16 protein-coding genes and 1 tRNA gene are annotated in these 19,642 nt (G+C 68.1%); 12 read left to right on the top strand and 5 right to left on the bottom strand.

Going from position 1 to position 19,642, the window contains the following annotated elements; translation table 11 throughout:
* Window positions 1-98: 98 nt before the first annotated feature.
* The 11 genes from ACTZWU_RS03925 (at window position 99) to nadC (ending at window position 14,027) form a co-directional block, all read left to right on the top strand.
* Window positions 99-172: transfer RNA gene (locus tag ACTZWU_RS03925), tRNA-Cys, on the top strand.
* 28 nt (window positions 173-200) lie between these two features.
* Window positions 201-1,424, top strand: coding sequence for a 3-deoxy-D-manno-octulosonic acid transferase (locus ACTZWU_RS03920; RefSeq protein WP_444736052.1), 1,224 nt, complete (start codon window positions 201-203; stop codon window positions 1,422-1,424).
* 13 nt (window positions 1,425-1,437) lie between these two features.
* Complete coding sequence (locus tag ACTZWU_RS03915) at window positions 1,438-1,854, top strand: DUF1178 family protein (RefSeq protein ID WP_444736051.1); 417 nt, start codon at window positions 1,438-1,440, stop codon at window positions 1,852-1,854.
* Window positions 1,855-1,933: 79 nt separating this feature from the next.
* Window positions 1,934-3,190: an aspartate kinase gene (locus tag ACTZWU_RS03910; protein WP_444736050.1), complete on the top strand. Its 1,257-nt coding sequence runs from the start codon at window positions 1,934-1,936 to the stop codon at window positions 3,188-3,190.
* A gap of 76 nt (window positions 3,191-3,266) precedes the next feature.
* The gene (gene ptsP, locus ACTZWU_RS03905) at window positions 3,267-5,513 is read left to right on the top strand and encodes a phosphoenolpyruvate--protein phosphotransferase (protein WP_444736049.1); all 2,247 of its coding nucleotides are present in this window, start codon (window positions 3,267-3,269) and stop codon (window positions 5,511-5,513) included.
* Window positions 5,514-5,640: 127 nt separating this feature from the next.
* Complete coding sequence (locus ACTZWU_RS03900; protein ID WP_444736048.1) at window positions 5,641-7,185, top strand: glucan biosynthesis protein; 1,545 nt, start codon at window positions 5,641-5,643, stop codon at window positions 7,183-7,185.
* Between the two features lie 14 nt (window positions 7,186-7,199).
* Window positions 7,200-9,326, top strand: coding sequence for a glucans biosynthesis glucosyltransferase MdoH (mdoH, locus tag ACTZWU_RS03895; protein ID WP_444736047.1), 2,127 nt, complete (start codon window positions 7,200-7,202; stop codon window positions 9,324-9,326).
* The gene (opgC, locus tag ACTZWU_RS03890; RefSeq protein ID WP_444736046.1) at window positions 9,323-10,492 is read left to right on the top strand and encodes an OpgC domain-containing protein; all 1,170 of its coding nucleotides are present in this window, start codon (window positions 9,323-9,325) and stop codon (window positions 10,490-10,492) included. Before mdoH ends, opgC begins: the two co-directional genes overlap by 4 nt.
* Before the next feature lie 85 nt (window positions 10,493-10,577).
* Window positions 10,578-11,630, top strand: a complete 1,053-nt coding sequence (gene nadA, locus ACTZWU_RS03885; protein ID WP_444736045.1) for a quinolinate synthase NadA — start codon at window positions 10,578-10,580, stop codon at window positions 11,628-11,630.
* A 4-nt stretch (window positions 11,631-11,634) separates the two neighbouring features.
* A complete protein-coding gene (locus ACTZWU_RS03880; protein WP_444736044.1) occupies window positions 11,635-13,185 on the top strand; it encodes an L-aspartate oxidase in 1,551 nt (516 codons plus the stop codon).
* A complete protein-coding gene (gene nadC / locus ACTZWU_RS03875) occupies window positions 13,182-14,027 on the top strand; it encodes a carboxylating nicotinate-nucleotide diphosphorylase (RefSeq protein WP_444736043.1) in 846 nt (281 codons plus the stop codon). The genes ACTZWU_RS03880 and nadC overlap by 4 nt, the downstream gene beginning before the upstream one ends.
* A gap of 24 nt (window positions 14,028-14,051) precedes the next feature.
* Here nadC and lepA read toward each other — a convergent pair whose 3' ends face one another.
* The 4 genes from lepA to ACTZWU_RS03855 form a co-directional block, all read right to left on the bottom strand.
* Window positions 14,052-15,851: a translation elongation factor 4 gene (gene lepA, locus ACTZWU_RS03870; RefSeq protein WP_444736042.1), complete on the bottom strand. Its 1,800-nt coding sequence runs from the start codon at window positions 15,849-15,851 to the stop codon at window positions 14,052-14,054.
* Between the two features lie 65 nt (window positions 15,852-15,916).
* Complete coding sequence (locus ACTZWU_RS03865; RefSeq protein ID WP_444736041.1) at window positions 15,917-16,612, bottom strand: type 1 glutamine amidotransferase domain-containing protein; 696 nt, start codon at window positions 16,610-16,612, stop codon at window positions 15,917-15,919.
* Between the two features lie 156 nt (window positions 16,613-16,768).
* Complete coding sequence (locus tag ACTZWU_RS03860; protein WP_444736040.1) at window positions 16,769-17,674, bottom strand: DMT family transporter; 906 nt, start codon at window positions 17,672-17,674, stop codon at window positions 16,769-16,771.
* Window positions 17,671-18,369: an HAD family hydrolase gene (locus ACTZWU_RS03855; protein WP_444736039.1), complete on the bottom strand. Its 699-nt coding sequence runs from the start codon at window positions 18,367-18,369 to the stop codon at window positions 17,671-17,673. Before ACTZWU_RS03855 ends, ACTZWU_RS03860 begins: the two co-directional genes overlap by 4 nt.
* A gap of 206 nt (window positions 18,370-18,575) precedes the next feature.
* On the opposite strand from ACTZWU_RS03855, the gene ACTZWU_RS03850 reads away from it, so the two are divergent.
* Window positions 18,576-18,896: a hypothetical protein gene (locus tag ACTZWU_RS03850; protein WP_444736038.1), complete on the top strand. Its 321-nt coding sequence runs from the start codon at window positions 18,576-18,578 to the stop codon at window positions 18,894-18,896.
* A 47-nt stretch (window positions 18,897-18,943) separates the two neighbouring features.
* On the opposite strand, the gene parA is transcribed toward ACTZWU_RS03850, so the two are convergent.
* The gene (parA, locus tag ACTZWU_RS03845; RefSeq protein ID WP_444736037.1) at window positions 18,944-19,579 is read right to left on the bottom strand and encodes a ParA family partition ATPase; all 636 of its coding nucleotides are present in this window, start codon (window positions 19,577-19,579) and stop codon (window positions 18,944-18,946) included.
* Window positions 19,580-19,642: the final 63 nt, after the last annotated feature.

Raw genomic sequence — 19,642 nt, 5'->3', positions numbered from 1 at the left:
GCAACGCCGCTTGTTGCCCCGGGGCATGGCGCTGCCCGTTCGCTTGGCATCTTGCACCCGCCCCGGCTTTGGTCTAGAGCGAGCGCACTCTCGACGGCGGTGGGTTGGCGGAGAGGTTACGCACCGGATTGCAAATCCGTGAAGACCGGTTCGATTCCGGTACCCACCTCCAAGAATACCGACGCGAGGGTTGCGCCCCCATGATCTATGCCGCCACGACCCGCATCGCCGAGGCCGCCCTGCGCCTGCGCGCGCATGTCGGCGGCAGCGCGGCGCTGCGTCAGCGGCTGGCGGTGGATGCACTGCCCGGCCCCGCGACGATCTGGGTGCATGGCGCATCGGTGGGCGAACTGACCTCGGCCCGCCCGGTCATCGTCGCGCTGGCCGAACGCATGGCGGTCCAGATCACCGCCAACAGCGAGACAGGGCGCGATCTGGCGGCCGGCTGGGGCCTGCCCGCACGGCTGGCACCGCTGGACCTGCCCGGCGCGCTGGACCGGTATCTGGGCGCCGTCAGGCCGCGCCTGCTGCTGACCGTCGAAAGCGAATTCTGGCCGCTGCGCTCGCGGCTTCTGGCGCAGCGCGGCATCGCCCATGCGATGATCGGGGCGCGGATGTCGGAACGCTCGGCCACGACATGGTCGAAGCTGCCGCGCATCATCGGGCCGATGCTGGGGCGCATCTCGGCGCTGTCGGCACAGGATCAGGCCAGCGAGGCGCGGCTTTCGCGGCTGGGCCTGCCCTCGGGCGCGCTGCTGCCGCGACTGGACCTGAAGCTGATCGACCCGGCCCGGATCGCGCCCCCGCCCCATGACGCGGGCCGCGACGGCACGGTGCTGGCGGCCTCGACGCATGAGGGCGAGGATGCGCCGATCCTCGACGCGTTCCGCGCCCTGCTGCGCGATCATTCGGGCGCGCGCCTGATTCTGGCGCCGCGCCATCCCGACCGCGCCGATGCCATCGCCGAGCTGGTGACGGCGCGCAGCCTGCCGCTGGCGCGGCGCAGCCAAGGCGCAGATGCCGCGCCCGCGGGCGGCGTGCTGCTGGCCGACACATTGGGCGAGATGGCGCGCTGGTATCGCGCCGCGGGGATCTGCCTGATCGGCGGATCGCTGGTCGAACGCGGCGGCCATACCCCGTGGGAGCCCGCCGCCCATCGCTGCGCCCTGCTGCATGGCCCCCATGTCGAGAATTTCCGCGAAGGGTTCGACCATCTCGACGCCCATCGCGCGGCGCTTGAGATCAGCGCCGACACGCTGGCCGCGACCCTGTCCGACCTGCTGGCCCGGCCGCCGCGGATGCGGGCGATGGGCGATCAGGCGCGGGCCGCGCTGGACGGGCGCGCAGGCGATCCGGCACCGCTCATCGCGCATCTTGCGGGTCTTGCCTCGGGCGGGGAGGCGCCCGATATGAAGCGCATGTGACAGGAGCTTTCGCATGATCCGCTATGCCATGCGCTGCGACAAGGGGCATGATTTCGACGGCTGGTTCCGGTCCTCGGACGCCTGGGACAAGGCGCGCGCGGCCGGTGCGCTGGCCTGCGCCCATTGCGGCAGCGCCAAGGTCGAAAAGGCGCTGATGGCGCCGCGCGTCGCAACCGGGGACGACAAGCCCAGCCTGACCGCCCCCCGTTCCGAAGCCGAGGCCGCGCTGGAGAAGCTGCGCCGCCATGTCGAGGCCAATTCCGATTACGTCGGCCTCAGCTTCGCCGACGAGGCGCGGGCCATGCACGAAGGCCGCAGCCCGACGCGCTCGATCCACGGCGAGGCGCGCCCCGACGAGGCCCGCAAGCTGATCGAGGATGGCGTGCCGGTCGCGCCCCTGCCCTTTTTGCCGCGTCGAAAGGCGAACTAAGACCCGCCGCCTCTTGCGGTTTTTCGCGCCCGCCCCTAGAAGCCCGCCCAATGGTCAACCCCTGGGCAGGAGGCTTTGCATGCCCCTTCTGGTGATGAAATTCGGCGGAACGTCCGTGGCCGATCTGGATCGGATCCGGAACGCCGCCAAGAAGGTGCAGCGCGAGGTCGAGCGCGGCTATGACGTCATCGTCATCGTCAGCGCCATGTCGGGCAAGACGAACGAACTGGTGGGCTGGGTCGAACAGACCTCGCCGCTGTTCGATGCGCGCGAATATGACGCGGTGGTCAGCTCGGGCGAGAACGTCACCGCCGGCCTGATGGCGCTGACGCTTCAGGAAATGGGCGTGCCCGCGCGCAGCTGGCAGGGTTGGCAGGTGCCGATCAACACGACTTCGGCCCATTCGGCGGCGCGTTTCGTGGACATCCCGCGCACCAATATCGACCAGAAATTCGCCGAAGGCATGAAGGTCGCCGTCGTGGCCGGTTTCCAGGGCCTGTCGCCCGAGGGCCGGATCACCACGCTTGGCCGGGGCGGGTCGGACACGACCGCCGTGGCCTTCGCCGCCGCCTTCGAGGCCGAACGCTGCGACATCTACACCGATGTGGACGGCGTCTACACGACCGACCCGCGCATCACCTCGAAGGCACGCAAGCTGCCCCGCATCGCCTTCGAGGAAATGCTGGAACTGGCCTCGCTTGGCGCCAAGGTGCTTCAGACGCGCTCGGTCGAACTGGCGATGCGTTACAATGTGCGCCTGCGGGTGCTATCCTCGTTCGAGGATGGGGACGAGACGTCTGGCACGCTGATCTGCGATGAGGATGAAATCATGGAATCGAAAGTCGTCAACGGCGTCGCCTCTTCGCGCGACGAGGCCAAGATCACGCTGGTCACGGTCGAGGACCGGCCCGGCATCTCGGCCGCCATCTTCGCGCCTCTGGCCGATGCGGGCGTCAACGTGGACATGATCGTCCAGAACATCTCGGAAAAGGACTACGACGATCACCCCGGTTCGGTGACGGACATGACCTTCTCGGTGCCGATCAACCAGGTGGAACGCGCCAAGCGCGCCATGGAAGAGGCCCGTCAGGCCGGCACCATCGCCTATGACGAACTGGTCGTCGACACCGAGGTCGCCAAGGTCAGCGTCGTCGGCATCGGCATGCGCAGCCATGCGGGCGTCGCCGCCAAGATGTTCAAGGCCCTGGCCGACGAGAACGTCAACATCAAGGTGATCTCGACCTCCGAGATCAAGATTTCGGTGCTGATCGACCGGAAATACATGGAACTGGCCGTGCAGGCGCTGCATGATGCGTTCGAACTGGAGCAGGCGTAAACCCGCAGGGTTTTCCTGATATCAAACGGCGCGCCCCGTCGCAAAGGGGCGCGCGCGGTCAAGGGGCGGGCAGGCGATGCAGGATCGCACCGATGGCGACTCGCGCAGGCTGCTGCGGCGGCTCAAGGAAATCCTGTCGGCGCCCGGTGACGGGCAGGACAGGCTGGACCGGATCACCCATCTGATCGCGGATTCGATGGGAACCGAGGTCTGCTCGATCTACCTGTTCCGCGACCCCGAGACGCTTGAGCTTTGCGCGACCGAGGGCCTGCGCGCCGAGGCCGTGCACCAGACGCGGATGCGCCTGGGCGAGGGGCTGGTCGGGCGCGTGGCCCGGACCGGGCGCAACGTCAACACCGCCAACGCCCCCGCCGAGCCCGGCTTCCGCTTCATGCCCGAGACCGGCGAAGAGGTCTTTCCCAGCTTCCTCGGCGTGCCGATCCAGCGGGTCGGCGAAAGGCTGGGCGTGCTGGTCGTGCAATGCCGCGACGCGCGTCTGTTCAGCGAGGACGAGATCTACGGCCTCGAGGTCGTGGCGATGGTCCTGGCCGAGATGACGGAACTGGGTGCCTTTCAGGGCGATCAGGCCGATTCCATGCCTCGCGCCCATCGCTTCCCGCAGATGTTCCGCGGCGCGACGGGGCAAGAGGGCGCGGCGGCGGGCCATGTCTGGCTGCACGAGCCGCGTGTGGTCGTGGCCAACCCCGTGGGCGATGATCCCGAAAAGGAACTGGCCCGCCTGCACGAGGGCGTGGACCGGCTGCGCAGCACCGTGGACAAGATGGTCGCCGCCGCCGACATGGGCGGCGAGGGCGACCATGCCGCCGTGCTGGAGGCCTACCGGATGTTCGCCCATTCGCGCAGCTGGCTGCGCCGGATGGAGGAAGACATCCGCCTTGGCCTGTCCGCCGAGGCTGCGGTCGAAAAGGAACAATCCGCCGCCCGTGCACGGCTGGAGATGGCCGCCGACCCCTATCTGCGCGACCGGCTGCACGATCTGGACGACCTGTCGAACCGGCTTCTGCGCATCCTGACCGGACAGGGCAACGATACCGGCGCCGAGCTTCCGGTCGATCCGATCCTCGTCGCGCGCAATATCGGCCCCGCCGAGCTGCTGGAATATGGTCGCCGCCTGCGCGGTGTGGTGCTGGAGGAAGGCTCGGTCGGCAGTCATGCCGCAATCGTTGCCCGCGCCTTGGCCATTCCGCTGGTCATCCACGCAGCCCGCATCACGACCGAGGCGCTGAACGGCGACCCGATCCTCGTCGATGGCGATCAGGGCGTCGTGCATCTGCGCCCCGAGGAAAGCGTCGCCAAGGCATTTCTGGACAAGATCGCCATGCAGGCGGCCGCGCAGGACCGCTATGCCAGCCTGCGCGACCTGCCCGCGACCTCGACCTGCGGCACGAATGTTCAGCTTTACATGAATGCGGGGCTGATGGCCGACCTGCCCTCGCTGGCGGGATCTGGGGCCGAGGGCGTGGGCCTGTTCCGTACCGAATTGCAGTTCCTGATTCGCAGCCATGTGCCCAAGCGCGCGGAACTGGCGGGCCTCTATCGCCGTGTTCTGGACAATGCGCAGGGCAAGCCCGTGCATTTCCGCACGCTGGATATCGGCTCGGACAAGGTGCTGCCCTACATGAAGCCGCAGGACGAGCCCAACCCCGCGATGGGCTGGCGCGCGATCCGGGTGGGTCTGGACAAGCGCGGCATCCTCAGGATGCAGCTTCAGGCGCTGATCCGCGCCAGCGTCGGGCGCCCGCTTCATGTGATGTTTCCCTTCATCACCGACATCACCGAATACGAGGCCGCCTATCGCATCCTGATGCAGGAAATGGCACGCGAACAACGGCTTGGCCATGAAATGCCAAGCGATATCCGCGTCGGCGCCATGCTCGAGACGCCCTCGCTGGCCTTCGCGCCGAAGAAGTTCTTCGAGATGTGCGATTTCATCTCGGTGGGCGGCAACGATCTCAAGCAGTTCTTCTTTGCCGCCGACCGCGAGAACGAGCGCGTGCGCCGCCGTTACGACACGCTCAGCCCGTCCTTCCTGACGCTGCTGCGCCAGATCGTCGAACGCTGCGACGAGGCCCGCGTGCCCCTGTCCTTCTGCGGCGAGGATGCCGGGCGCCCGATCGAGGCGCTGGTCCTGGCCGCCCTGGGCTTCAAGCGGCTGTCGATGCGCCCGGCCTCGATCGGGCCGGTCAAGCATCTGATCCGGCGCGTCTCGCTGGTAGAATTGCGCCAGGTGATCGACGAGGCCGCCGAGGCGGGAATGCCCTCGGTCCGCGGCCCGGTCACGGCCTGGCTGGCCCGCCAGTAACGCCCCCGACCGGCCCTGCCTGAAAAGGTGCCTTTTGCCGCCGATCCGTTCAAGATCGCGGGAAGGGCGCTTGCTGCGCTGCGGCGGCAGCCTTATGATACGCAAAGATTTTCGGAACATCGGTGAGATGAAGCGTCGTCAATTCCTCAATGCAGCCACTGCGATGGCTGCCGGTGGTGCAGTTCTGGCCGCGTCGGCCGATGCCCAGCCCATCACCGACCCTGCGGCCATCGGTCCCCAGCCCTTCGGTTTCGAACATGTCGCCGCCGTTGCGGCGGAACGCGCGACTCGGGTCTATCAGCAGCCGATCTCGCAGCTGGTCGGCAGCTTCGCCAATCTGAACTATGACCAGTATCGGGGCATCCGCTTCCGCCGCGACCGGGACCCTCTGGGTGCGGGCGGGGCCTTTGGCATGGACCTTCTGTCGCCGGGCATGATCTTCTACGAACCCGTCCAGATCAGCATCATCCGGAACGGCATCGCCCGCCATCTTGCCTTCGACCCGTCGATGCTGGAATTCGACAGCCGCTACTTCCCCGACGGTCCCGACCTGAACAACGTGGGCGACATGGGCTGGTCGGGCTTTCGCATCCGGACCACGCTGAACCGGCCCGACGTGATGGACGAATTCCTCGTCTTTCAGGGTGCCAGCTATTTCCGGGCGGTGGCGCGCGGCACGCTTTACGGCCTGTCGGCGCGCGGCCTTGCGATCAAGACCGGCAGCCCCGATGGCGAGGAATTCCCGCTTTTCACCGATTTCTGGATCGAGCAGCCCCAGCCGGGCGATGCATTCGTGCGGATCTATGCGGTGCTTGACAGCCGTTCGGTCGCGGGGGCGTTCGAGTTCGTCGTCCATCCCGGCGCCACGACCATGGTCGAGACCCGCATGGCGCTGTTCCCCCGCGTCGATCTGCGCGAGACGGGGCTGGCGCCGCTGACCTCGATGTTCTGGTTCAGCCCGGCCTCGCGGCGTGTGGTCGATGATTACCGCCCCGCCTGCCATGACAGCGACGGCTTGCAGATGCATACCGGGGCCGGTCAGGCCTTGTGGCGGGGCCTGATGTCGCCCCGGCAGTTGCAGATCAGCAGCTTCGTGGACAACAACCCACGTGGCTTCGGGCTGGTCCAGCGCGCCCGTGATTTCGAGACCTATCAGGACGCCGAGGCGATGTATCACCTGCGCCCCTCGACCTGGATCGAGCCGGTCGGCGACTGGGGCGAGGGCGAGGTCCGGCTTGTCGAGATCCCCGTCGAGAACGAGTTCAACGACAACATCGTCAGCTATTGGCTGCCCAAGGAGCCGATCACACGCGGCCAGCGCCACGAATACCGCTACCGGATGGGCTTTTCGGCGCTGCCGCCCGACGACATGCCGGTGGCGCGCGTGCGGCAGGTGCGTTCTGGCCGGTCGATCAATGTCGAGACGACGCGCAGCTTCATCATCGACTACGAACTGCCAATGTTCACCGACGAGCTGCCCCAGATCCAGGTCAAGGCCTCGGCCGGAGAGATCGTGCATGCCTATCTGAAGCGGCTTCCCGACCAGCGGGCGCTGCGGCTGGCCTTTGAATTCGCGCCGGGTCGGGCGCAACTGGCGGACCTGCAGGCGGTGCTGACCGATGCCGAGGGCCGTGCGCTGTCCGAGACCTGGCTGACCCGCTGGACCGCATGACAAGGCCGCAGACGATGAGTGAACAGCCGCCTCTCGCGGCCCCTTGCGGCATTGCGGGGGGCGCGTCCGATGCCGCCATTCCGGCCATGCCGCCCGAGGCGCCCCTGGCCATGCCGGTCCAGGATTTTCGGGCCCCACCACGCGGGGGGCCTGCACGGCAGATGAACTCGATCCGCGTCTGGGCGGCGCGTCTGCTGGCCTTCGGCGGCACGGCGGCGATCGCGGCGATGGGGTTCCGGCAGATGCTGGCGACCTTCGGCGCCGAACCGACGCTGATGCAGATCGCGTTTCTGGTGCTGTTCGTGCCGACCTTCGCCTGGGTTGGCTTTTCCTTCTGCGCGACGGTCGCGGGCTTTCTGGCCCCGCGCCTGACCACGCCCGACGATTCCGGCACCGCGCGACTGGCCGTCGTCATGCCGATCTATCACGAGGACGCGGCCGCCAGCATCAGCCTGCTTGTTGCCCTTGCACGCGAGATCGCCGCCGAGGGCATGGCCGAGCGCACCGAGATCTTCGTTCTGTCGGACAGCCGCGACGCCTCGATCGCGGTTCAGGAAAGCCAGGCGCTGGCCGCCGCCCGCGCGCTGTCGCCCCTGCCGATCTGGTATCGCCGCCGCGCCGACAACGAGGATCGCAAATCCGGCAACATCGCCGAATTCCTGCGCCGTTGGGGCGGCCGCTTCGACCAGCTGGTCGTCCTGGACGCCGACAGCGTGATGACCGGCCAGACCATCCGCGAATTGTCCGCCCGCATGTCAGCCGACCCCGCCATCGGGCTGATCCAGACCATGCCCATGCTGGTCGGAGGCGAGACGATCCTGGCCCGCCAGACCCAGTTCGCCGGTCGCGTCTACGGCCCGATGATCGCGCGCGGCGTCTCGGCCTGGTCGGGCGATACGGGGAATTACTGGGGCCACAACGCCATCATCCGCACCGAGGCCTTCGCCCAGGCCTGCGGCCTGCCGCGTCTGCCGGGCCGTCCGCCCTTTGGCGGCACGATCCTCAGCCACGATTTCGTCGAGGCCGCCGCCCTTTGCCGGGCCGGCTGGAAGGTGCGGCTGGATCACGACCTGCGCGGCAGCTACGAAGGCTGCCCGCCCACGCTGATGGACATGGCCGCCCGAGAACGCCGTTGGGCGCAAGGCAACCTGCAGCACGTTCGGCTTCTGGGCATGAACGGGATGCGCGGAATCAGCCGGGTGCATTTCGTCATCGGCATGATGGGCTTCCTGATGAGCCCGATCTGGCTGGCGCTGATCCTCGTCGGCCTTGCCCTGTCGGCGACGGTGCTTCTGTCCACGCCCGAATATTTCCCGAACGCCTATCAGCTTTTCCCGGAATGGCCGGTCTTTGACAGCCGCCGTATGCTGTTACTGTTCACCATCGCCATGGCGCTGCTGCTGCTGCCCAAGTTCATCGCGACCTTCCGGGCCTGGGCACGGCCTCTGGCGCGCAATTCGGGCGGGCGCGTGCGGATCTTCGCCAGCGCCATCTTCGAGACCGTGCTGTCGGCGCTGATCGCGCCGGTGCAGATGCTGGTCCAGACCCGCCAGATCGCCGAGATCCTGCGTGGCCGCGACAGCGGCTGGAACCCGCAGATCCGCGCGGGCCATGTGCCCGGCTGGGGTCTGGTCCTGCGCCATCACTGGTCGCACGCGCTTCTGGGTGTCGTGACGCTGGTCGTGCTGTGGCAGTTCTCGCCGCCGCAGCTGATCTGGTTGTCTCCGATCCTGGCGGGGCTGATCCTGTCCCCGCTGACCGCGCGACTGTCGGCCAGTGCCGTCCTGGGCCGCTGGACGCGGATGCGTGGCCTGCTGGTCACGCCCGAGGAACGCGACCCGCCCGCCATCCTGATCGAAGCCACCGCCATTGCCCGCGCTCTGCCCGCGCCCCTGTCCGGGCGCGAGGCGCTGCTGCGGCTGGGGCGTGATCCGCAGGTCCTCCAGAACCACCTCGGCGCCCTGCCCCCCTCCGAGGGCGAGTTGCCGACCGCGCTGGCGCTGTTGCGCGTGACGGCGGGCGCCAAGATCGACCATGCCCGCAGCCAGTCCGAGGCGCTGGATTACCTGGACCCCGCCGAAACCGACGCTCTGGTCTCGGACCGGGCACTTCTGTCTCGGTGGAGCGCGCTGCCCGCATGAACCGCATGATCGCGCTGGACATGCTGCGCGGCTACGCGCTGCTCAGCATCATGGTGAACCACATGCCGGATTCGGTCATGCGGGGGGTGACGCTGCCGAATTTCTCGATCTTCGACGCGTCCGAATTGTTCGTCCTGCTGTCGGGGTTTCTGGTCGGCATGGTCTGGCTGTCGGTCGAACGCCGCGAGGGGCAGCGCGCCGCGCAATGGCGCTTTGCCCGCCGCGCCTTCGAGGTCTGGCGCGCACTGATCCTGATCGGCGTGCTGATGGCGCTGCTGTCGGCGGGCCTGCTGGCCGCCGGGATGGCGCACACGGCGATCTGGAACCAATACGCCGTCTGGGTGATCGAGAACCCGCTCGGCTATGTCGGCTCGCTGGCCTCGCTGTGGTTGCAGCCCAACATCGTCGATGTGCTGGCGGTCTATGTTGTGCTTCTGGCCGTGACGCCGGTGATCGTGCCGCTGATGCTGCGCTGGCCTCTGGTCGTCGCTGTGGCGCTGCTGGCGGTCTGGTGGCACGGGCCCGAGCTGAACAGCCTGCTGCCGAACCACCGTCGTCAGGGCGGGCTGCTGTTCAACCCCTTCGGTTGGCAGCTTCTGTTCTTCTCGGGTGTGGCGATGGGCCTTTTCCGCGACAGGATCATGGCCACGCTTCTGCCGCGCCGCCATCTTGTGACGGCCCTCGCGCTTGGCATGTTCGCCTTCGGCTGCGCCATCGTGATCGCCGCGCGCATCGGCGAACCGGCCCTCGCGGTCCGGCAGGCCATGCGGCTGGTCTATGGCAGCATCGACAAATGGAGCCTCGACGGCACCCGCTATCTGGCGATCATCGCGGCGACATGGCTGGTCGTGGTGCCGCTTGGGCCGCTGATGGCGCGGATCGCGGCCAGCCCTCCGGGCGTCTGGATGCAGCAGATCGGGCGCGGGGGCCTCTGGTCCTTTGGCGCCTGCGTGCTGCTGTCGGTCCTGTGCGACGCGTTGCAGATCAACCCCGCGGGGCAATCCGCGGCTGCCCGGCTGGCGGTGGATCTGTGGGCCTGCGTGGCCCTGTGGTGGCTGTCGATCCTGTGGCTGCGGCACGGCGATCCCTGGCGGCGCGCGCGAAAGGCCCGCCGCAAGCTGCGCCGCAGCATCGCAAGGGGTGACGCGCCCGCAGGAATGGTCTAATCCGTCATCAGACCGTCACACCCCCTGACGCAGGGTCAAGACATGGCGCGGCATCGCCCGCCACCGCACCGGAGGAGGAGCCGAGTTGCTGGACGATACCCTTATCCGCCGCGAGCTTGCCGCGCATTACGACCTTGCCCCGTCCGAGACGCTGGCCCGCGAACTGGCGCATCTGCACGCGCCCATGGCCCGCGTCATGCCCTATCCGGACTGGGTGAACGCCGCGCCCTGGGTCTCTGCGATCAACCGGCTCAAGGCCGAACGCGGCGCGGTGGTGCTGGCCCATAACTACATGACGCCCGACATCTATCACGGCATCGCCGATGTCGTGGGCGACAGCCTGCAACTGGCGATCGAGGCCACCCGCGTTGAGGCGCAGGTGATCGTGCAATGCGGCGTGCATTTCATGGCCGAGACCTCGAAGATCCTGAACCCCGCCAAGACCGTGCTGATGCCGGACATGGAGGCCGGCTGCTCGCTTGCCGAATCGATCACCGCCGAGGGCATCGCCCAGATGCGCGCGCGCTATCCCGGCGCCAAGGTCGTCAGCTACGTCAACACCACCGCCGAGGTGAAGGCCGCATCCGACATCTGCTGCACCTCGTCGAACGCGGCGCAGATCGTGGCGGCCATGCCCGGCGACACGGTCATCATGACGCCCGACAAATGGCTGGCGCAGAACGTCGCCAAGCAGGTGCCGCAGAAGCGCATCGTCTGGTGGGACGGCGCCTGCATCGTGCATGAACGCTTCACCCCGCAGGATCTGCGCGATTTCCGCGAATGGCATCCCGGCATCCGCATCATCGCCCATCCCGAATGCCCCCCCGATGTCGTGGCCGAGGCCGATTTCGCGGGCTCGACCAAGCACATCATCGACTGGGTGGGCGCGAACCGCCCCGAAAAGGCGATGCTGGTGACGGAATGCTCGATGGCCTCGAACATCTCAGACGCCCATCCCGAGGTCGAGTTCCTCGGCCCCTGCAACATGTGCCCCTACATGAAAAAGATCACGCTGGAAAAGGTGCTGTGGTCGCTGCACACGATGACCGGGCAGGTCGAGGTGGACCCGGCCATCGCCGCCCCTGCCCGCTTGGCGGTCGAACGGATGATCGACCTGTCGCGCAAGCTGGCGGCCTGACCCGATGATCCCGAATGACCGCGTGGTGATCATCGGCGCGGGGCTTGGGGCGCTTTACGCGGCGCTGGCTCTGGCGCCGCGCCCGGTCCTGATGATCTCGCCCGATCCTCTGGGGCAAGGGGCCAGTTCGGCCTGGGCGCAGGGTGGCGTCGCCGCCGCCATGGCCGCGCCCGACAGCCCCGACCTGCACGCCGCCGATACCGCGCGGGCGGGCGCAGGCACCGTCGATCCCGCCATCGCCCGGCTGGTCGCGGACGAGGCGCGCGCGCATATCCTTGCGCTGACCGATCTGGGCACGCCCTTCGACCGCGATGCCTCGGGCGGCTATGTCATGTCGCGTGAGGCCGCGCATAGCCTGGCCCGCGTCGTGCGGGTGCGCGGCGATCAGGCGGGCGCCGAGATCATGCGCGCCCTGATCGCAACGGTCCGCGCCACGCCCTCGGTCCAGGTGCTCGAGGGCTGGCTGGCCACGGGCCTGCGGCATGACCGGGGCCGCGTGACCGGGGTCGAGGTGATGCGCGCGGCGGGCTCTGCCACCCTTGCGCTGGCCGCGCCTGCGGTGCTGATCGCGGGCGGTGGCGCGGGCGGGCTTTACGCCGTGACGACCAATCCGCCGCGCATCCGGGGCGAGGCGATGGGCATGGCCGCCCGCGCGGGCGCGGTGATCGCGGATGCCGAATTTGTGCAGTTCCACCCGACCGCCATCGCCACCGGCGCCGACCCCGCGCCGCTGGCGACCGAGGCCCTGCGCGGCGAGGGCGCCGTGCTGGTCAACGCCACAGGCGCGCGCTTCATGCCGGGCCTGCATCCCGATGCAGAACTGGCACCGCGCGACATCGTGGCCCGCGCCGTCTATGCCGAGACGCAGGCAGGCCGCGCCCCCGCGCTGGACTGCCGCGCCCTGCCCGATCTGGCGGCGCATTTCCCCGCCGTCCACGCCGCCTGCATGGGTGCGGGGATCGACCCCGCGCGCCAGCCGATCCCGGTCGCGGCAGCGGCGCATTACCATATGGGCGGGATCGCCACCGATGCCGAGGGACGCGCCAGCCTGCCGGGGCTCTGGGCCTGCGGCGAGGCGGCCTCGACCGGGCTGCATGGCGCGAACCGGCTGGCCTCGAACGGGCTGCTCGAGGCGTTGGTCTTTGCCCGCCGCGCCGCGCGGTCGATGGCCGCGGACCTGCCGCTGCGTGACGCGCCGCCCGTCCATCTGCCCGAACCGGCCCCCGCGCCCCTGCCCGACCCCGCACTGATCCGCCGCCTGCGCGCCGCCATGACCGAAGGCGCGGGCGTCATCCGCGATGCGGCGGGCCTGACGCAGACCCTGCGCCGCATTGCCGCCATCGAGGCCGAGGGCGCGGCCCATCCCCAGATCGTCAACATGGCCGCCGCCGCCACGCTGATCTGCGCCTCGGCGCTGATGCGCCGCGAAAGCCGGGGCGCGCATTGCCGCAGCGATCACCCCGAAGCGCTGCCTGACGCCGCCCGCAGCCGCCTTACGCTGACGCAGGCGCTGGCCCTGCGCGCCAGCCTGGAACCCGAACCGGAGCCGACATGATCCCGCCCCTGCCCGACATGATCCTGGAACCCCTGATCCGCGCCGCCCTGACCGAGGATCTGGGCACGAACGGCGACATCACCACCCGCACCGTGATCCCGGCAGGGATCCGCTATCAGGCCGCGATCCGGGCGCGCGAGGCGGGCGTGGCCTCGGGGATGCAGCTTGCGGCGCTGGCCTTCCGGCTGATCGACCCGGCCCTGCGCTTCGACGCGCTCTGCCCCGACGGCACCGTATTCGAGGCCGGCGAGACACTGGCGCGGATCGAGGGCGAGGCCGCCTCGATCCTGTCGGCCGAGCGTGTGGCGCTGAACTTCGCGGGCCGGCTGTCGGGCATCGCCACGATGACGGCAGCGTTCGTAGCGGAAACGCGGGGGACCGGGGCGCGCATCACCTGCACGCGCAAGACGACCCCCGGCCTGCGTCTGGTCGAGAAACAGGCCGTCCTGCATGGCGGCGGCTTCAGCCATCGCGTGTCGCTGTCGGATGCGATCCTGATCAAGGACAACCACATCGCGGCGGCGGGCGGCATCCGTCCCGTGCTGCAAGCGGTCAAGGCGCGCGCCTCGCACATGATGCGGGTCGAGATCGAGGTGGACCGGCTGGACCAGCTGGCCGAGGTGCTGGACGAAGGCGGCGCCGATGTCGTGCTGCTGGACAACATGGACACGGCCACGCTGCGTCAGGCGGTGGCGATGGCCGATGGAAGCGTGGTGCTGGAGGCGTCGGGCAACATGCGCCTTGAGCGCATCGCCGAGGTCGCGGCGACGGGCGTGGGCTATATCTCGGTCGGGGCGCTGACCCATTCCGCGCGGACACTGGATCTGGGTCTGGATTTCTGACGTGGTTGAGGGGCGCACCGCCCCTCAATTATCCATCTTCAGCGCCTGGATGAAGGCGGTCTGCGGAATCTCGACCTTGCCGAACTGACGCATCTTCTTCTTGCCGGCCTTTTGCTTTTCCAGCAGCTTCTTCTTGCGCGTGGCGTCGCCGCCATAGCATTTCGCCGTCACGTCCTTGCGCATCGCCGACAGCGTCTCGCGCGCGATCACGCGGGCGCCGATGGCCGCCTGGATCGGGATCTTGAACATGTGCCGCGGGATCAGGTCCTTGAGCTTTTCGACCATCGCGCGGCCCCGACTTTCGGCACGGTCACGATGAACCATGATCGACAGCGCGTCCACGGGTTCGTCATTCACCAGAATCGACATCTTGACCAGATAATCCTCACGGTATTCGCTGATCTGATAGTCGAAGCTGGCGTAACCCTTGGTCACGGATTTCAGTCGGTCGTAGAAGTCGAACACGACCTCGGCCAGCGGCAGGTCATAGACCACCATCGCGCGGCTGCCTGCATAGGTCAGGTCCAGCTGGATGCCGCGCCGGTCCTGGCACAGCTTCAGCACGTCGCCCAGATATTCGTCCGGCACCATGATCGTGGCCTTGATGCGCGGCTCTTCGATATGATCCACATGGGTCAGGTCGGGCATGTCGGCGGGGTTGTGCAGGTCGCGCACCTCGCCGTCACGCATATGCAGCTTGAAGACCACCGAAGGCGCGGTGGTGATCAGGTCCAGATCGTATTCGCGTTCCAGCCGGTCGCGGATGACCTCAAGATGCAAGAGCCCCAGGAACCCGCAGCGGAACCCGAAGCCAAGCGCGGCCGAGGTCTCCATCTCGTAGCTGAAGGACGCGTCGTTCAGAGCCAGCTTCTCGATCGCGTCGCGCAGGGCCTCGAAGTCATTGGCATCGACCGGGAAAAGGCCGCAGAAAACAACCGGCTGCGCGGGCTTGAAACCCGGCAGCGCCTCTGCCGCGGGCTTTTTCTCATGCGTGATCGTGTCGCCCACCCGCGTGTCGCGGACCTGCTTGATCGAGGCGGTGAAGACACCGATCTCGCCCGGCCCCAATTCCTCGATATCCTTCATCGCGGGGGTCAGCACGGCCAGCTTGTCCAGCCGGTAGGTCGCGCCGGTCTGCATCATCTTGACCTGATCGCCCTTGCGGATCACGCCGTCCATCACGCGGATCATCACGACGACGCCCAGATAGGCGTCATACCAGCTGTCCACCAGCATCGCCTTCAGCGCTGCGTTCCGGTCGCCCTTGGGCGCGGGCAGGCGCGTGACGATGGCCTCCAGCACGTCGGGGATGCCAAGGCCGGTCTTGGCGCTGATCGGAATCGCGTCCGAGGCGTCGATGCCGATCACATCCTCGATGTTTTCCTTGACGCGCTCGGGCTCGGCGGCGGGCAGGTCGATCTTGTTCAGGACCGGCACGATGTCGTGGTTCGCGTCGATGGCCTGATAGACATTGGCCAGCGTCTGCGCCTCGACCCCCTGGCTGGCATCCACGACCAGCAGCGAGCCCTCGACCGCGCGCATGGAGCGGCTGACCTCATAGGCGAAGTCCACGTGTCCGGGCGTGTCGATCAGGTTCAGGACATAGGTCTTGCCGTCCTTGGCCGGATAGCTGATGCGGACGGTGTTCGCCTTGATGGTGATGCCGCGCTCGCGCTCGATATCCATGCTGTCCAGCATCTGGGCCTTCATGTCGCGTTCGGCGACAGTCCCCGTCAACTGGATCAGCCGGTCGGCCAAAGTGGATTTGCCGTGGTCGATATGGGCCACGATCGAAAAATTGCGGATGAGGTCAAGCTCGGTCATGGCCGGGCTATACAAGGGCGCGGGCCGCGCGGAAAGAGGATTTCGCGGCCCTGCGCGCTTTGGTGTCAGGGCATGGCGGGGCGGTGCCCAGCCTCCAGCATCAGCCGGGCGACTTCCGCCGAAGAGGCCGGGTTCTGCCCGGTCACCAGCTGCCCGTCGGCGATGGCAAAGGGCGCCCAGTCGGGCCCGCGGTGATGCTCGGCCCCCGCCGCCGTCAGCCGGTCGGCCAGAAGGAAAGGCACCACATCCGACAGGCCGACCGCATCCTCCTCGCTGTTGGTGAAGCCGGCGACGCGGCGCCCCGCGACAAGGGCCTGACCATCGGGCAGACGCGCAGCCAGAAGGCCCGCCGGGCCATGGCAGACAGCACCGATCACCGCCCCGGCCTGCCAGGCATCGGCCAGAAGCCGACCCAAAGGCGCGGATTGCGGCAGATCCCACATCGTTCCGTGCCCACCGGGCAGAAAGACGATATCACAACCGCTTACTGCGACATCCTCGACATTCGCGGTATGGCGCAGACGGTTCATTGCGGCGTCGTCGGCCATGAAGCGGCGCACATCGTCATTCATCGCATCCCCTTCGGCCGAGGCCGGATCGGCGGGCGGCTCGCCCCCCTTGATGCTGGCCAGCTCGACCGTCCAGCCCGCATCGGACAGGGCCCAATAAGGCGTGGCCAACTCCTCCCAGTAGAAACCGGTGGGCTTGCCGCTATCGCCCAGACGGGCATGCGAGGTCAGAACGAATAATGCGCGGGGCATGGGAATCTCCTTGATTTCAGGGTCGCCCCATAACCGAAGCCACCCGCAACGGGTTCCCCCCGGAAACCAACCCGGCGTCCCGCGCGCGCGGCCCCCCGGGGGCCGCGCAGCCGGCAAGGCCCCTCGATGGGGCCGCCGCCGGCTTCCCCCGCCCCGCTAACGTTTCCGCGCCAACCCGTCGGCCGAGACCGCCGCCGGGCGTCGCCCGCGCCCCTCGCGCCACATCGCATAACCGCCCGCCAGCGCGATCAGCGCCGCGCCGATCAGGGTCAGCCCGTCCGGCCGCTCGCCAAAGACGACCATCGCGACCAGAAGCGCGAAACCCAGCCGCGTATAGCGGAACGGCGCCACGACCGAGGCCTCGCCCAGCCGCGATGCCGCGACCAGCGCCGCGTAACCCAGAACACCGAACAGGACCGTCCCCGCCAGAAGCGCCAGTTCCAGCCCGCCCGGCCAGACCACCGGCTGCCCCCCGAACAGCGCCAGCGCCAGCCCGGCAGGCACCATCGCCCCATAGGCCGAGGCCGAAAGCTGGTCCGAGGGCACATTCGCCGGAATCCGCCGCGTCGCCAGATCGCGCAGCGTCAGCCCCGCCACGCCCAGCACCGCCCACATCATCGACGGATCAAAGGCCGCGCCTCCGGGCCGCAGGATCAGCAGGACGCCTGCGAACCCCACCGCAACAGACAACCAGCGTCGCCAGCCCACGGCCTCGCCCAGAAACAGGGCCGCACCCATCACGATGGTCAGCGGCAGAACCTGAAGGATCGCCGATGTCACCGCCAGATCGCCCTTGGCCAGCGCCGCGACGAAGCCGAAGGCGCCTACGACCTCGCCCAGATTGCGCGCGACGACCATCGGATGCAGCAGCGCCCCTGTCCACAGCGCGCGCCTGCGCCGCGCCAGCCGCAGCCAGAAGACCAAGGCCGCGCAAAAGCCGGTCATCGCCAGCAGTTGCGGCACCGGCAGGCTGGCGGTCAGCGTCTTGATGAAGGCGTCCTCGACCGCGAAGAAGCCCATCGCGGCTGTCATCAGCAGCGCCGCGCGCCCGTTCTCGGTCATGCCTCGCCCGCCTCGATCCGGGCCAACAGCGCGGGCAATTCGTCAAGACCCGCCAATTCGTGCAGGCGCGGATGATCGGGCGCCTCGGCATGTTCCATCGCCCAGGTCTCGCGATGGGGCACAAAGACCCCCCAGCCGCCCAGTTCCAGAACCGGGATCACGTCGCTTTTCATCGAATTGCCCGCCATCAGAAACCGCTCGGGCGCGATGTCCTGCGCCCAGAGAATGCGGGCATAGCCCTCGGGCGTCTTTTCCGCCAGAATCTCGACCGAGGCGAAACGCTCGGCCAGACCCGACGCCGCGATCTTGCGTTCCTGATCCATCAGATCGCCCTTGGTGATCAGGATCAGCCGCCGCCCCGCCATCGCATCCAGCGCGCGCTCGACCCCTGGCAGCAGATCGACCGGATGGGCCAGCATCTCGCGCCCCATGTCGAGGATGCGCCCGATGGTGCGGCCATCGACCCGGCCGTCGGTCAGCTCGATCGCGGTCTCGACCATCGACAGCATGAATCCCTTGATCCCATAGCCGTAGCGGGCCAGATTCGCGCGCTCGACGTCGAAAAGCCGCGCGGCGATGTCGCCCGCCTCGACGTGATCGGCCAAGAGCGCGCAGAACTCGGCCTCGGTCAGGCGAAAAAAGCTTTCGTTTTCCCACAGCGTGTCATCGGCATCCAAGCCCACAGCATCAATCATCGCGCGCCCTCCGGCCCTGTCACGATCCGTCTCGACCATGCGGCCACGCTTTTGTCAAACCGCCCCGCCGCGCCGGGCGATTGAGCCGCCGCCGCTTTTTTGCTATGGCTGATAAGTGTGGGCCTTTCGAGACCGGGAAAACCGGCGCGCGCCCCGCAGATGCGAGGATCAGGACCGGCACGACCGGAAACCCGAGGAGACAGTCCATGCAAAGGCAGACCATCCTGAACAGGCTGATGATCGCGGCTGCCGCCGTGGTGATGACCGCGCCCTTGGCGGTGGCGGGCCCGATCGACAGCGCCTGCGTGCGTTCCGACCGGGCGCGCGGCAATGTGGCGCTGTGCGGCTGCATCCAGCAGGTCGCGAACCAGACCCTGTCGCGCGCCGACCAGCGCCGCGCGGCGCAGTTCTTCCGCGATCCGCACCGCGCGCAAGAGGTCCGCACCTCGAAGCGCAACGGCGATAGCGAGTTCTGGCGCCGCTACAGGCATTTCGCCTCGCAGGCGGAAACCCTCTGCCGTCGCTGATACGGTGATGTGCCTCGCCTTGGCCCCTTGGGGCCGGGGCGCGCGGTTCAGCCGATCCGGGTGAGGATCTCGTCCATCAGGGCCGCCATCTCGTCACGCGCGGCGCCCGCGCTGCTGCGTTCCACCACGCCCAGCCCCTGGCCCAGGGTCTCGGCATAGGCCACGCGGTTGGCGATCCGCGTGTCGGCCACCACAGCGCCCAGTTCCGAGGCACGTTCGGCCACCTCGACCGACAGGCGCGTATTGGGGCGGGTGCGGTTCAGCACGACCAGCACTTCAGCCTTTTCGCGCCGCGCAAGGTCCAGCACGCCCTCGGTCGCCCACAGATCAACATGGCTGGTCGCCACCGGGACCAGAACCAGATCGGCCACACGCAGCGAGGGGCGAAGATCGCTGTCGATCTTGGGCGGCGTGTCGATGATGACGTAATCGAACCGCTTCTTCAGCTTTTCCGATTCGTAGCTGGCCCCCCAGGCCGACGAGGTCGAGAAATCCAGCGCCTCGTCCTCGCCCTGCGCGGCCATGCGTTCCATGAACCAGCGGCCCATGCTGCCCTGGGGATCGGTATCGACCAGCGCCACAGAATGGCCCCGCCCGTGCAGCGCGACCGCCAGATTGACCGCCATCGTGGTCTTGCCGCTGCCGCCCTTCTGTTGGGCCACGGTGATGATCCGCCCTGCCATGGAAATCCTCCGGTCCGTTTGATGCAGCCTAGAAGGCGCAGGCCCGGAATGCATCATCTTTCT

The sequence above is a fragment of the Paracoccus sp. NSM genome (assembly GCF_052379855.1).
Taxonomy (GTDB): domain Bacteria; phylum Pseudomonadota; class Alphaproteobacteria; order Rhodobacterales; family Rhodobacteraceae; genus Paracoccus.
This window is presented reverse-complemented; position numbering and strand designations above follow the sequence as displayed.